The organism is Raineyella sp. W15-4 (assembly GCF_033170155.1).
Classification (GTDB): Bacteria; Actinomycetota; Actinomycetes; order Propionibacteriales; family Propionibacteriaceae; genus Raineyella.
Genome location: NZ_CP137079.1, coordinates 304413 through 317343 on the forward strand (window position 1 = coordinate 304413; position 12931 = coordinate 317343).

Consider the following 12931-nt stretch of genomic DNA (forward strand, 5'->3'; position numbering starts at 1 on the left):
ACATGTCCACCGCAACGACGCGCGCTGCCCGGCCCGCCATCTCCCATGTCGACCTGCTGGTCGTCGGCGCCGGCCCCGCCGGGCTGTACGCCGCCTACTGCGCCGGTCACCGCGGTCTGCGGACCGCGGTGATCGACGCCCTGCCGGAGATCGGCGGCCAGGTGGTCGGGATGTATCCGGAGAAGACGATCCTCGACATCGCCGGATACCCCGCGGTCCGCGGTCGCGACCTGGTCAACGCGCTGGCGGCGCAGGCGGAGACCTACGGGCCGGAGTTCTGGCTCGAGGAGGAGGTGCGGGGACTGACCTCCGCCGCCGGCACGGGAGAGGTGGTCCTCACCACCAGCGCCGGCCGGACGATCCACGCCGGCGCGGTCGTGCTCGCCGGGGGCATCGGGACCTTCACGCCCCGGCCGTTCACCCCCGGTCTGGATTGGCTGGGCCGAGGCGTGAGCTACTTCGTCCCGGACCTCACCGTCCATGACGACAAGGACGTGGTGATCATCGGTGGTGGCGACAGTGCGTTCGACTGGGCGCTCCACCTCGAGCCGATCGCCCGCTCGGTGACGATGGTGCATCGGCGTGATCGCTTCCGTGCCCACAAGGGATCTGTGGACCGGGTCCGGGACAGCAACGTCCGGATGCTGGTCAACGCCGAGGTCACCGCGGTCCGCGGCGACCGGTGGGTCTCCACTGCGGAGATCAGCGTCGCCGGCGAGGACCGGCCGCTCTCGCTGCCCGCCCAGTCCATCGTCGCCGCGCTCGGCTTCACCGCCGACCTCGGTGCGATGAACGGATGGGGCCTCGGTCTGGTCAATCGGCGCATCCCCGTCACCACGCGGATGGAGACCGCGATCCCGCGGGTCTATGCCGCTGGCGACATCACCGACTACCCCGGGAAGGTTCGGTTGATCTCGGTGGGCTTCGGCGAGGCGGCGACGGCGGTCAACAACGCTGCCGTGCTGCTCGACCCCGGACTCGACCTGTTCCCCGGCCACTCGACTGAAGGAGATTGAGGATATGGCTTACGTGATCGGCGAGGGCTGCCTCGACCACAAGGACCGTTCGTGCATGGAGGAGTGCCCGGTCGACGCCATCTACGAGGGCGGGCGCAAGCTCTACATCAACCCGGCGGAGTGTATCGACTGCGGCAACTGCGAGGTTGCCTGCCCGCACGGTGCGATCGCGGTGGACCGCAAGGCCGACCCGGAGTGGAAGGCGGACAACCGCGCCTTCTTCGAGATCGTCCTGCCCGGCCGGGACATCCCGCTCGGCAACCCCGGCGGTGCGCTGAAGACCGGCGTCGTCGGGGTGGACACCGAACTCGCGGCGAGCCACTGAGATGCCCGTGCGAATGGCGTACGTCGACACCGGCCTCGGCCAGATCCACTGTGCCGAGGCCGGGAGCGGCCGCCCGGTCGTGCTGCTGCACCAGACGCCGCAGTCCTGGGACGAGTTCCGGGAAGTCCTCCCGCTGCTCGCCCGGCGCGGTCACCGGGCGATCGCTGTGGACATGCCGGGGTTCGGCAACAGTCCGCGGCTTCCCGCCCCGCAGACCATCGAGCAGTACGCCCGGGGCGTCGGCGCCTTTCTGGACGCCCTGGACGTCGGCCGGGTCGCCGTCGTGGGACACCACACCGGCGCCGCGGTCGCCCTGGAACTGGGCGCCGCTCGCCGCGACATCCGCGGTCTGGTGCTCTCCTCGTGTCCGTGGACCGACGCCGGGTTCCGTCGGGCCAGGGCGGGTGTCCGGGGCGTCGACGACGTCGACCGCAGTCCCGACGGGGGCCACCTGAACCGGCTCTGGGAGGGGCGCCGGCCGTACTATCCGGCGGGCGACATCGCCCTGCTGGACCGGTTCATGGCGGACGCCCTGCGGCACGGGCTCGATCCTGCCGAAGGACACCTGGCGTGCGCCCGCTACCGGATGGAGGACCGGGCCGGTGAGGTCCGGGTGCCGGTGCTGCTGCTGGCGGGCGGGGCGGATCCGTACGCCCTCCCTGCGCTGCCGCACCTGGCCGCGGCCCTGTCGGCGACGACAGTGCGGGGCCCGATCGTTGTCGAGGGCGGGACCGTAGCACTCATGCAACAAGAGCCGGCTACGGTCTCCGACATCATCGCGGATTTCTTGGATGAGCTGCCCGACTGATCGAGGCGGACATCCTGCCGGGGGATGGCCGGCCCAACACGACTCCGGAGGTGATCACATGGCCCAGCCCGTGGAGGAGGGCGCAGCGGCGCGCGACATCGTCACTCTGCTCGACAAGGTGGGCATCATCCTGTCCACGTTCGACGACGACACCTGGCAGCAGAGCCTGACCGAACTGACCGCCCACAGCGGCCTGGCGAAGGCCACCGTCCATCGGCTGGCTGGCGAGATGGTGGGCGTGGGGATGCTCGAGAAGACCGGGATCCACTATCGGCTGGGCCTGCGGCTGTTCGAGCTGGGACAACTCGTCCCGCGCCAGCGGACCCTCCGCGAGGTGGGGCGCCCGTTCATCCGCCAGCTGATGGCGCTGACCCGGGAGACGATCCACCTGGCGTTGCGTGACGGCCTCGACGTGATCTACGTCGACAAGCTCGAGGGCGAGCATGCGCTGCAGGAGGTCTCCCGGGTCGCCGGGCGTCTCCCGGCCCATGCCACCGCGACCGGGAAGGTGCTCCTGGCCCATTCCAACCGCACGGTGCTGGAAGCGCTCGCCTTCCGTGGGCTCACCCCGCTGACCCGTCGCACCACCTCATCGTTCGCCGTGCTGCGCCGCCAGATGGACCGGATCCGCGCGGACGGGTTCGCGCGTGAGGTCGAGGAGACCCGGCTCGGCTACATGAGCATCGCCGTGCCGGTGTACATGGGAGAGCGCGATGTCGTCGCGGCCCTGTCCGTCACCGGGACCGTGCAGCGGCTGAGCGCCGCCCAGCCGCGGCTGATCCCGCAGTTGCGCCACGCCGCCGCCGGCATTTCTGCCGACCTGGCGGGCCGGGCTCACTCCAGCCCGGCCTGATGCCGGACGACTGCGCCCCACCAGTCCGCCAGTTCCGGCCCGGTGCCCCGGGTGGCAATGCCGACGGCCAGGGCGAGCAGCGCCCGCGCCGTGCCGAGTTCGCCGCTGTCGAGGGCCGGGGTGGCCGCCAGCCATCGGCCCGATCCGGGGCCCCCGCCGTACGCCCGATGAACCGGTCCGGAGGCCCGGGAGGTGACCGTCACCGGAACGCCCGACTCGAAGGCCCGCTCGAGCCCGGCGGCCGCGTCAGGGTGTACGTGCCCCGCCCCTGTTCCCTCGACCACCAGTCCCCGGACCCCGCGGTCCAGCAGTGCCCCGATCACCACGTCCCCGTGCCCGGCCCAGGCCGGGACCATGCCGATCTCGGCCAATTCCTCGACCGGCCCCGGGTCGGGGAACGGACGGGCGGCCGGACGGGTGAAGCGTACGATCCCGGCCGTCAGGTCGCCGAGGGGTGACGAGCCGGGTGAGGCGAAGGCGTGCAGACCGCTGGTGTGGGACTTCACCACCCGCGCGGCCGCGTGGATCTCTCCGTTGACCACCAGCATCGCGCCGCGTCCGGCGGCCCCCGGGGCGCCGGCCACACGCAGGGCGTCGAGCAGGTTGCGCGGCCCGTCGGCGCCCGTCTCGGCCGCGTGGCGCATCGCGCTGGTGAAGACCACCGGCCCGCCGGGCGCGGGCCCGCCGGTCACCGGCAGGGTCAGCAGGTGGGTCAGCCAGGCGGAGTCGGCGACGGTGTCGGTGCCGTGCAGCACCACCACCGCATCATGGCCCTCGGCCAGCGCCGTACGGCACCGATGTGCCAGCCGCAGCATAACGGCCGGCCCGAGGGTGTAGCTGGGCCGGCGGAAGGGCTCCTCGACGCTGACCCGCAGGGTGTCGCGCAGGTCGGGGTCGTCGGCAAGGACGGCCTCGACGAGTTCCGCGCCGGCCAGGGTGGGGGCGACGCCGTCGGCGCCCGGACGGCTGGCGATGGTGCCGCCGGTGGCGAGGACGAGGATGCGGGTCATCGGGACCTCCAGGTGTCGGGGCCGAGGCCGCGGGCGCGCAGCGCCGGGCGGTCGGGTTTCTCCGAGGCCGTGACCGGCAGTTCGGGGAGCACGTCCACGTAGCGGGGGACGGCGAACGGGGGCAGGTTGGCGGTGGCGTACGCGAGCACGGCCTCGAGGTCGAAGGCCTCGCCGTCGGCTGAGCCGGCCGGCCCGGCGGCCGGCCGGGCGGGGACCAGGAAGGCGTGCACGTCGGTCTCCGAGCCGTCCCGGTGGCCGATCACGCAGGCCTGCGCGACCAGCGGATGGGCGGTGAGGATCTCCTCGACCTCGCGGGCCTGGATGTTCTCCCCGTGGCGGCGGATGACGTCGGTCAGCCGGGCCTCGAAGCGGTACCAGCCGCCCTCGAGCCGGACCTGGTCACCGGTGCGGAACCAGCCGTCCGGCCCGTACAGTTCCTCCCCGAGGTAACCGGTGGCGAACGCCCCGGGCGTCTCCTCGGCCAGCAGCAGTTCGCCGTGCCCGGGGTCGTCGTCGACCGGTGCGAGCCGGGCCCGGTAGCCGGGCAGCAGCCGGCCCATCCAGCCGGGGCGGGCCCGGTCGAGCGGGCTGCCGATCACGTAGTTGGTCTCGGTGCTGCCGTAGCCGTCCAGAGCGCGTACTCCGAACCGGGCCTTGAGCTCGGCCCGAGCCGGCGACGAGACGCCGGGTGCGAGCATCCGGGTCATTCGGTGGGCGCGGTCGCCGGCCGGTGGGGCGGCGAGCAGCCGCGGCACCAGGCTGCCGAGCAGGTAGCCGACGGTCGCGCCGTGCTCGGCGGCCCGATGCCAGTAGCTGGACACCGAGAAGCGTTCGCCGATGACGATGTGCGCGCCCCAGGTGAGGGCCTGGACCGCAGCGTTGAGGGCGTTGGTGTGGTGCAGCGGCAGCGTCGTCCACAGCACGTCGTCGGGCCCGAGCTCGAGGTGCGCCCCGACTGCGGTGCCCCAGGCCAGCAGCTGGGAGTGCGGACACACCACGGCCTTGGAGGCCCCGGTCGAACCGGAGGTGAAGAGTACGGCTGCCGGGGTGTCCGGGGCGATGTCGGCGGTCCTCGGCCGGGCCGACCGGCCCTCGGTGGCCTGCAGCGGCCGGTCCGGGAGCAGGTGGTCGGGCCGGGTGGTGGCCAGTGCCCGGTCCAGGCTGGCGCCGCGCAGCCCCGGGTCCAGCGGCACCAGGGCGGCGCCGCACCACAGGCAGCCGAGGAACGCGTCGATCACGGCGGGACTGTTCGGTGCGATGATCGCGACCCGGTCGCCGGGTCGTACGCCACCACCTGCCAGGGCGGTGGCGTACCGCTCAGCGTGGCCGGGCAGGTCCCGATAGGCCAGGGTGCGCCCAGCCACGGTGATCGCCGGCCGTGGCCCCCAGCGGCGGGCCCCTTCGAGGACCAGCGCGGTGAGCGTGCCGGCCGTGACGGGGGTCGGGGCGGCGCCGGTCATCGGGCCGGGACCACCGCGGCCCGGCCGTGGATCCGCCCGGCCGCCAGGTCTGCGCAGGCCTGGGCGGTGCGGTCCAGCGGGAAGGTCCGGACCGGCACGCTGATCGACCCGTCGGCCAGCAACCCGATCAGGGTGGGGACCAGTTCCCGCTGGCGCTCGGCCCGATGGATCATGCTGACCGGCAGCAGCGGCACTTCGGCCAGCAGCCAGTTCGGCAGGTCGAGGGTGAGCCGGGGTGAGCGGGTGTAGCCGATCAGCGCCGCCCGCCCACCGCGCACGGTGGCGTGCAGCGCCCGGGACAGCGGCTCGCCGCCGGTGGTGTCGACCACCGCATCGGCCCAGGGCCCGTCGGGGATGCCGTCGGCGGTCACCGCGGTCACTCCGTCCGGTACCAGCGCCAGCGATGACTCCCGGCCGACGACGCCGATCACCTCGGCGCCGGCGAGGACGGCCAGCTGGGCAGCCACCCGGCCCACCGCCCCGGCCGCGCCGCCGACGATCACCCGCTCGCCGGCCAGCACCCCGGCGACGTCGTGCACGGCGACCCACGCCGTCGTGGCGGGCACCAGGAAGGTCGCGGCGACCGGCAGCGGCAGGGCCCCCTCCTCGGGGATGAGGTGGCGGTCGCGCACGACCACGTACTCGGCCCAGCAGCCGGGCCGGGTCAGCCCGATGCCCCCGCCGCGGACGATGACGCGCTGCCCGACCGGCAACGTGTCGGAGGCGACGACGGTGCCGGCCGCGTCGGTGCCGCCGATGTGCGGCAGCGGCGGGCGGATGTCGAAGGTCCCGGAGGCGACGGTGAGGTCGAGGTGGCCCACCGCCGCGGCGCCGACCCGGACCAGGGTGCTGCCCTCGGGGCGGGTGGGCGTCTCGACATCGTCGACGACCGGCGGACGGCCGAAGGTGTGCAGTCGGGCGGCCTTCATGGGGACTCCTCGGGGTGCAGGGGGACGGTGGAGGGGCGGTGGGTCAGCGCAGGACGCCCCGCGCGGCGAGCGCCGCGACCCGTTCGGCGGGGTAGCCGAGCGCGGTCAGCAGCCGCGTCGTGTCGGCGCCCAGCACCGGCGCCGGGCGCCGGATCGGGGTGGCCCGGTGGGGCGTACGGATCGGGCTGGCCTCGCTGAGGTGCCGGCCGGCCACCGGGTGGTCGACCGGCTGGAAGAAGCCGCGGTGGCCCAGTTGGGCGTCGGTGAGCAGGTCCCGGCCGTCCTGCACCGGGGCGGCCGGCACGCCGGCGGTGAGCAGCGTTCCCGCGGCGTCGGTGGCGGACCGCTGCCCGGTCCAAGCGCCGATCGCGGCGTCGATCCCGGCGGCCGCGGCCCGCCGGCCGGCCGCGGTGGCGTACCCGGGGTCGGTCGCCAGGTCCGGCCGGTCGAGCACCCGGCAGAGCGCGGCCCAGTCCGCGGCGTCCCGGACGGCGACGGCGACCCAGGCGTCCGGCCCGAGGCAGCGGTGCACTCCGTGCGGGGCGAGGTCCGGGTCCGCGTTGCCCAGCGGCACCGGGGGCGCCTCGGGGTGCGCGGCCGCATCGAGCAGCACGGTCCCGAGCGAGGCGGCGGACGCCTCCAGCTGGGACAGGTCCAGGTGGGCGCCGCGGCCGGTCACCCGGCGGCAGGCCAGGGCGGCGACGACGGCGAGGGCACCGTGCAGGCCGGCCACGATGTCGGCGTGGCCGTAGATGACGCCGACCACCTCGTCGGGGCCCCAGCCGGTCAGCGCGGTGAGTCCGGAGGCGGCCGAGACGATGTCGGCGTACGTCACCCAGTCCCGGCGCGGCCCGGTGTGGCCCATCCCGGACATCGACAGGTAGACGATGTCCGGCCGCAGCCGGCGCAGTTCCTGGTAGCCGAGACCCATCCGGGCCATCACCGAGGCGCTGAAGTTCTCCACCACGACGTCGGCGGAGGCGATCAGGTCCGCCAGCACCGCCCGGCCCTCGTCGGTGCGGGTGTCGAGCGCGATGCTGTGCTTGTTGCGGTTGTACTCGTTGAAGTAGCCACTGGTGTCCGGCCCGGCGGTCCGGTCCCGGGACAGGTGCATGGCGGGGTTGAACCGGGTCGGGTCCGGGCGGCGCACCGATTCGACCTTGATCACCTCGGCGCCGTGGTCGGCGAGCACCCGGGTGGCGAACGGCCCGGCCAGCACCCAGGTGAGGTCGACGACCCGGACCCCCGCGAGCAGCGCCGCTGGGCTCGGTGCCGGTCCTGCTGCGGCACGGGCCGCCTCGGCCCGAGGCGCCGTGACCGTCGGCCCGATGCCGGGAACGGGCGGGCGCAGTGGCCCGGCCGGCGCCCCCTCGACCCGAACGCCGAAGCCGAGGTCGGGGACGACCCGCCCGTCCAGGCAGGTCGGCCGGAAGAAGTCGCGGGAGAGCAGCTGTGGATCCTGCCGCAGCCGGTCGGGCGGATCGACCGCCGCCCAGGGCAGCCGGCGGGCCTGGGCCCGCTCCGCCCAGTCGGCCGCGTCGACCCCGGCCAGCAGATCGTCGAGGGCGGTGAAGAGTGCCGTGCGATCGGCCGCCCGCGCTTCGGCGGTGGCCCAGCGTGGGTCGGCCAGGCCGGAGTCGAGGCCCTCCTCGGCGAGCCAGTCGAGCAGGTCGTCCCACATCCGCGGGCTGCCGCCGAGCCCGCCGCCGAGGTACCCGTCGGCGGTCCGGAACAGCCCGTGCAGCACCAGTGGGTGTTGCCGACCCGGCCGGGGGTCGACCCGGTCGGCGTGGATCGCGGTAAGTGCCCCGGTCTCCAGGCACCCGGCGACCGCCTCGAGCGCCGACACCTCCAGCACCGGGGCCGGGTCCCACCGGCCCGCCGCGAGGCAGAGCACCGCGGCGATCGCGCCGTACGCCCCGGCCAACTGCTGGGCCTGGTCCTGCGGCAGCCGCAGCGGCGGTGAGTCGGGGGTGCCGACCTGGGCGAGCATCCCGCCGCGGGCCGCGACGGTCAGGTCGGTGGCCGGCAGCCGCGCGGCCGGGCCGTCGCTGCCGTACGGGGTGATCCGGACTGTGGCGACCCGGGTGGGCACCCCGGCGGGCAGGCCGTCGGTGTGCAGGATGACGTCGGCGCCGCCCGTGAGCGTATGCCACCGGGCCGGGTCGGCCGCCGGGTCGAGCAGGACCGAGGACTTGCCGGCGTGCCAGTGGGTGAACGGGATGCCGTCGCGGACCGCCCGCTCGGGACTGCCGCCCGGGGGCTCCACCAGCACCACGTCCCAGCCGAGCCCGACCAGCATCCGGCCGGCGGCGCGGGTCCACGGGCTGGCGAGCTCCAGCACCCGGGGCCGGCCGGTCCCGGCCGTCACCGGCCCTCCGCGAGGAACATCGCGAGCAGCGCCTCGAACTCCGCGGCCCGCTCGTACGGCACCCACAGGCCGGTGTCGGCGAACAGGTGCAGCCGGGCGCCGGGGATCCGCCGGAGCAGGAACAGCGCGTTGTCGTAGCCCTGGATCCGGTTGTGGGTGCCCCAGACGATCAGCGTCGGCGCGGTGATCCGGTCGGCCTCCCGCCACGGCTCCTCGGCCGCCGGGTGTCCGGCGACGGTCCCGGCCGGCCCGTCGGAGGTGGCCCGGCGGACCGACTCCTGGTAGCGGTCGCGGACCAGGTCGGCGGTGATCAGCGTGTGGTCGTGCATCATCAGCTTCAGGTACGCCTCCATCCGCTCCGGGGAGGGACCCGCGCCGGCGTAGTAGCCGCGGATCGCCTTCTGTCCCTCGGACGGCATGGTGGTGAACAGCGGCAGCCCGCCGGCACTGGAGACCAGCACCAGCCGGTCCACCCGGTCGGGGTGGTCGACGGCGAGCTTCATCGCCACCGCGCCGCCGGTGGCCATCCCGACCACGTCGGCCCGCTCGATGCCCAGTGCGGTCAGCATCCGGGCGAACAGCTCGGCCAGCCCCGCGTACCGGCCGCCCTCGATCCCGAACGGGTCGGAACGGCCGTAGCCCGGCAGGTCGACGACCAGCACCCGGTGGTGGGCCGCCAGGGCGTCGACGTTCTGCCCGAAGTTGCCCCACCCGTACGCCCCCGGGGCGCCGCCGTGGATGCACAGCAGGACCGGGCCGGTGCCGGCCTCGTGGTAGTGGATCCGGGTCGGGCCGACGCTGACGAAGCGTGAGGTCGATTCCTGGGTGGAGGGCGTCATGGCCCGGATGCTAGGCAGCCGGGCCGCCCACCCCCGAGGCCGCCGGACTGCTCAGTGGACCCGCCGGCGGGGTCCACTGGCCGGACCTGGATCGTGGTGCGGACATGGCCCGATGCGGTCCCATCGGGCCATGACACAGCCTCCCCCGAGCCACTTCACCACCGTCGCCGGCGTCACGTACCACTACCACGACCTCGGCGAGGGGACGCCGACGATCTTCCTGCACGGCGGGGGCCCGGGCTGCACCGCCTGGTCCGACTTCGGGCCGGTGGCACCGCTGTTCGCCGCCGACCGGCGCTGCCTCCTGGTCGACCTGCTGCAGTACGGCCGGTCCGACAAGGGCGAGATCGAGGGCCCGATGTGGGACCACCACGCGGCCAAGCTGGTCGCGCTGATGGACGACCTGGGCATCGAGCGGGCCGACTTCGTCTGCAACTCGTGGGGCGGCCACATGGCCCTGAAGATCGCCGCGGACCATCCGGAGCGGGTCCGGACCGTCACCATCACCGGCAGCATGCCGGTCTTCCGCGGCCCGCTCGGCCCGCTGCCGGAGAACGGCCACCGCGGCCGCAGTGCCCGGGACCGCTACTACGGCGGCGAGGGCCCGACGAAGGAGAAGCTGCGCGAGCTGATCACCGGCCTGGAGTGGTACGACGGCGACCGGCTTCCCGAGGAGACGCTGGAGCTGCGTTACCGGCAGAGCCTCGACCCCGAGGAGATGGCACTGGCCGGCGGGTCGGACAACCCGCGCGGCGAGTGGCAGGACATCGCCGGTGACCTGGGCAGGATCCAGGCGCCGGTGCTGATGGCCTGGGGCATGTACGACGGCTTCCTCACCCCCGACTACCCGCTGATGCTGGCGAGCATGATCCCGCACGGCCAGCTGTGGATCATGGACCAGGCCTCCCACCATCTGCAGGAGGAGCGGCCGCACGACTACTACACGATGGTCTCCGGCTTCCTCGCCCAGCACCTGCCCGGTGAGGGGGACCGGGCATGACCGCCCCGGTCTTCGGCAACGCCTCCATCCCGGCCGACGGTGACACCCACCTGCGCGGCCTCGACGGGGTGCTGCGGGACCGGGTCCGGGCGGCCGCCGATCTCGTCACCGCCGAGCGGCTGGCCGAACTGGTCAGCGGACTGGTCGACGTGCCCAGCCCCACCGGTGACGAGCGGCCGGTCGCCGAACACCTCGTCGACCGGCTCACCGCTGCCGGTCTGGCCGCCGAACTGATGCCGCTGGACGACCGGCAGGCCAACGCCTGGGGCCGGCTGCCCGGCGACGGCACCGGCCCGTCGCTGATGCTGTACGCCCCGACCGACACGGTCACTACCGGTGACCCGGCCGAGGACCTGCCGTGGATCGGGGCGATGCGCCCCGACCTGCAGGCCCGCGCCGAGGTCCGTGGCGATTACGTGATCGGCCTGGGCGCGTCCAACCCCAAGGGCCACGCGGCCTGCGTGCTGGCCGCGGTCGAGGCGATCGCCGCCGCCGGGATCCCGCTGCACGGCGACCTTGTCGCAGCGTTCGGCGCCGGCGGGATGCCGACCAACGCCCGCCCGGGCGTCGACAACCCGCGGCTCACCACCGGCCAGGGCGCCGGCTGCTCCTTCCTGCTCGAGCAGGGTGTGCACACCGACTACGCGGTGATCGCCAAGCCCGGCTGGACCGTCGCCTGGGACGAGGTCGGCCTGACCTGGTTCGAGATCGTCGTGCACGGCACCCACACCTACACCGGCTCCCGGCACCGGCTGCCGTACCACAACACCGTCCGGCTCGCGGCCGAGGTGGTCTGCCGGCTGGAGGACTGGCTCCCCACCTACACCGCCCGGCACACCGGCGGCCAGGTCGCCCCTCAGGGCATGGTGGCCAACGTCCACGGCGGCTGGACCCGCACCGCCTCCTTCACCCCGGAGAACGTCCGGTTGATGGTCGACCTGCGGATCAGCCCGCGCTCCACCCCGAGCGAGGTGCGCCGCGAGCTCGAGGCCGAGGTCGCCCGGATCGCCGCCGAGCTCGGCACCACGGTCGACGTACGTCCCGTCCTCGCCATCCCCGGGGTGGCGAGCGACCCCGACTCCTGGTTCGTCCGCCGGGCCGTCGGCGCCTGGGAGGCCGTCACCGGCCGGGAGCACCCGCGCACCGACAACGGCTCCGGCGCCACCGACGCGGCGATCCTGCGCAGTCGCGGCATCCCGACCGTACGGATCGGCATGCCGAAGATCACCGATGCGCCGTTCCCGGTCGACTTCGCCATGGGGATGAACGCCGTCGACCTGCGCGAGGCTGCCGCCTTCACCCGATTCCTGATCCGCTTCGCGCTCGAGGTCGCCTCGAGCGACCTCGACACCGCGGAGGTGCACTGATGGCACAGATCGTCCTGGGCGTGGGAGCGTCCCACAGCACCCTGATGAACACCCACTGGGAGGAGACCACCCACCGGGAGGAGGCGATCACCTTCCGCGACGGGCTGGCGGAGGCCCGCCGCCGGGTCGAGGCGGCCCGGCCGGACGTGGCGCTGATCATCGGCTCCAACCACTTCCGCGGCTTCTGGCTCGACCTGATCCCCGGCTTCACCCTCGGCGTGGGGGAGTGTCTCGCCAGCGGTGAATCCGGCACCCCGAAGGGCCCGCAGCCGGTGCACACCGGGCTGGCCCGGCACATCGTCGACGACGTCGTCGGGTCCGGCCGGGGCGACCTCGCCTTCTCCGCCCGGATGCAGATCGACCACGGCCAGAGCCACGCCATCCAGTACCTGCTGGCCGGGCTCGAGGTCCCGATCATTCCGCTGGTGGTCAACGTCTTCGCCCAGCCGCTGCCACCGCTGGCGCGCTGCCGGGAGGTCGCCGAGGCGATCCGGGCCGCCGTGGCGAGCTACCCCGAGGACCTGCGGGTCGTGGTGATCGGCTCCGGCGGTCTGTCCCACCGGTTGCCCTGGCCTGACTGGCGTGCCCCGGAGGGCGAGGACGAGGAGTTCATGGTCCGCGCCTGGCTGGACGGTCGGCTCAACTGGTCCGACTACGACGTCCGCCGACGACAGATCATCCGCGCGGCGACATCGGCGATCACCCCGGAGTGGGACGAGGCGGTGATCGACACGTTCGTCGCCGGTCGGACCGCCGAGCTCTACGCGTACCGCACCGAGGACCTCGAGCGGGAGGCGGGCAACGGGTCCCAGGAGTTGCGCTCCTGGCTGATGATGGCGACCCTGCTGGGCGGGGCGCCGGCCGAACGGATAGCGTACGCGGCCGTGCCGGACTGGCTCACCGGGATGGGCGTCATCAGCATCACGCCGGCCGCCGCCCCGGACCGGGCCTGA

General features: G+C 74.0%; 12 protein-coding genes. 7 read left to right on the forward strand and 5 right to left on the reverse strand.

Features of this window, described 5'->3' with window-relative positions:
- Window positions 1-2 precede the first annotated feature (2 nt).
- The 4 genes from R0145_RS01365 to R0145_RS01380 are packed head-to-tail and all read left to right on the forward strand — an operon-like array spanning window position 3 to window position 3002.
- Window positions 3-1016, forward strand: coding sequence for an NAD(P)/FAD-dependent oxidoreductase (locus R0145_RS01365; RefSeq protein ID WP_317838646.1), 1014 nt, complete (start codon window positions 3-5; stop codon window positions 1014-1016).
- Window positions 1017-1020: 4 nt separating this feature from the next.
- A complete protein-coding gene (locus R0145_RS01370; RefSeq protein ID WP_317838647.1) occupies window positions 1021-1341 on the forward strand; it encodes a DUF362 domain-containing protein in 321 nt (106 codons plus the stop codon).
- A gap of 1 nt (window position 1342) precedes the next feature.
- Window positions 1343-2149 (forward strand): alpha/beta hydrolase, encoded by an 807-nt coding sequence (locus R0145_RS01375; protein ID WP_317838648.1) that lies wholly within the window; start codon window positions 1343-1345, stop codon window positions 2147-2149.
- Window positions 2150-2207: 58 nt separating this feature from the next.
- Window positions 2208-3002: an IclR family transcriptional regulator gene (locus R0145_RS01380; protein WP_317838649.1), complete on the forward strand. Its 795-nt coding sequence runs from the start codon at window positions 2208-2210 to the stop codon at window positions 3000-3002.
- On the opposite strand, the gene R0145_RS01385 is transcribed toward R0145_RS01380, so the two are convergent.
- The 5 genes from R0145_RS01385 to R0145_RS01405 are packed head-to-tail and all read right to left on the reverse strand — an operon-like array spanning window position 2984 to window position 9611.
- Entirely contained in the window at window positions 2984-4012 is a 1029-nt protein-coding gene (locus R0145_RS01385) for an asparaginase (protein WP_317838650.1), read from the reverse strand. The genes R0145_RS01380 and R0145_RS01385 overlap by 19 nt on opposite strands.
- Complete coding sequence (locus R0145_RS01390; protein WP_317838651.1) at window positions 4009-5472, reverse strand: AMP-binding protein; 1464 nt, start codon at window positions 5470-5472, stop codon at window positions 4009-4011. The genes R0145_RS01385 and R0145_RS01390 overlap by 4 nt, the downstream gene beginning before the upstream one ends.
- Window positions 5469-6401: a zinc-binding alcohol dehydrogenase family protein gene (locus R0145_RS01395; RefSeq protein ID WP_317838652.1), complete on the reverse strand. Its 933-nt coding sequence runs from the start codon at window positions 6399-6401 to the stop codon at window positions 5469-5471. Before R0145_RS01395 ends, R0145_RS01390 begins: the two co-directional genes overlap by 4 nt.
- Window positions 6402-6444: 43 nt before the next feature.
- Window positions 6445-8772: a CoA transferase gene (locus R0145_RS01400; protein ID WP_317838653.1), complete on the reverse strand. Its 2328-nt coding sequence runs from the start codon at window positions 8770-8772 to the stop codon at window positions 6445-6447.
- Window positions 8769-9611 (reverse strand): alpha/beta fold hydrolase, encoded by an 843-nt coding sequence (locus R0145_RS01405; RefSeq protein WP_317838654.1) that lies wholly within the window; start codon window positions 9609-9611, stop codon window positions 8769-8771. The genes R0145_RS01400 and R0145_RS01405 overlap by 4 nt, the downstream gene beginning before the upstream one ends.
- A 130-nt stretch (window positions 9612-9741) precedes the next feature.
- Between R0145_RS01405 and R0145_RS01410 the strand changes: the two genes are divergently transcribed.
- Genes R0145_RS01410 through R0145_RS01420 form a run of 3 tightly spaced genes read left to right on the forward strand, consistent with a single transcriptional unit; the run spans window position 9742 to window position 12931 of the window.
- Window positions 9742-10611 carry an alpha/beta hydrolase gene (locus tag R0145_RS01410; protein ID WP_317838655.1) on the forward strand — a complete coding sequence of 290 codons (870 nt, stop codon included), beginning with the start codon at window positions 9742-9744 and terminating at the stop codon, window positions 10609-10611.
- On the forward strand, window positions 10608-11978 hold the full coding sequence (locus R0145_RS01415; RefSeq protein ID WP_317838656.1) for a M20 family metallopeptidase: 1371 nt from the start codon (window positions 10608-10610) through the stop codon (window positions 11976-11978). The genes R0145_RS01410 and R0145_RS01415 overlap by 4 nt, the downstream gene beginning before the upstream one ends.
- Window positions 11978-12931, forward strand: coding sequence for a hypothetical protein (locus R0145_RS01420; protein ID WP_317838657.1), 954 nt, complete (start codon window positions 11978-11980; stop codon window positions 12929-12931). Before R0145_RS01415 ends, R0145_RS01420 begins: the two co-directional genes overlap by 1 nt.

Coding starts and splice junctions, on each gene's coding strand:
- R0145_RS01380 (WP_317838649.1), top strand. CDS start 2,208: ATGGCCCAGCCCGTGGAGGAGGGCGCAGCGGCGCGCGACATCGTCACT.
- R0145_RS01370 (WP_317838647.1), top strand. CDS start 1,021: ATGGCTTACGTGATCGGCGAGGGCTGCCTCGACCACAAGGACCGTTCG.
- R0145_RS01395 (WP_317838652.1), bottom strand. CDS start 6,401: ATGAAGGCCGCCCGACTGCACACCTTCGGCCGTCCGCCGGTCGTCGAC.
- R0145_RS01390 (WP_317838651.1), bottom strand. CDS start 5,472: ATGACCGGCGCCGCCCCGACCCCCGTCACGGCCGGCACGCTCACCGCG.
- R0145_RS01420 (WP_317838657.1), top strand. CDS start 11,978: ATGGCACAGATCGTCCTGGGCGTGGGAGCGTCCCACAGCACCCTGATG.
- R0145_RS01415 (WP_317838656.1), top strand. CDS start 10,608: ATGACCGCCCCGGTCTTCGGCAACGCCTCCATCCCGGCCGACGGTGAC.
- R0145_RS01385 (WP_317838650.1), bottom strand. CDS start 4,012: ATGACCCGCATCCTCGTCCTCGCCACCGGCGGCACCATCGCCAGCCGT.
- R0145_RS01405 (WP_317838654.1), bottom strand. CDS start 9,611: ATGACGCCCTCCACCCAGGAATCGACCTCACGCTTCGTCAGCGTCGGC.
- R0145_RS01365 (WP_317838646.1), top strand. CDS start 3: ATGTCCACCGCAACGACGCGCGCTGCCCGGCCCGCCATCTCCCATGTC.
- R0145_RS01410 (WP_317838655.1), top strand. CDS start 9,742: ATGACACAGCCTCCCCCGAGCCACTTCACCACCGTCGCCGGCGTCACG.
- R0145_RS01375 (WP_317838648.1), top strand. CDS start 1,343: ATGCCCGTGCGAATGGCGTACGTCGACACCGGCCTCGGCCAGATCCAC.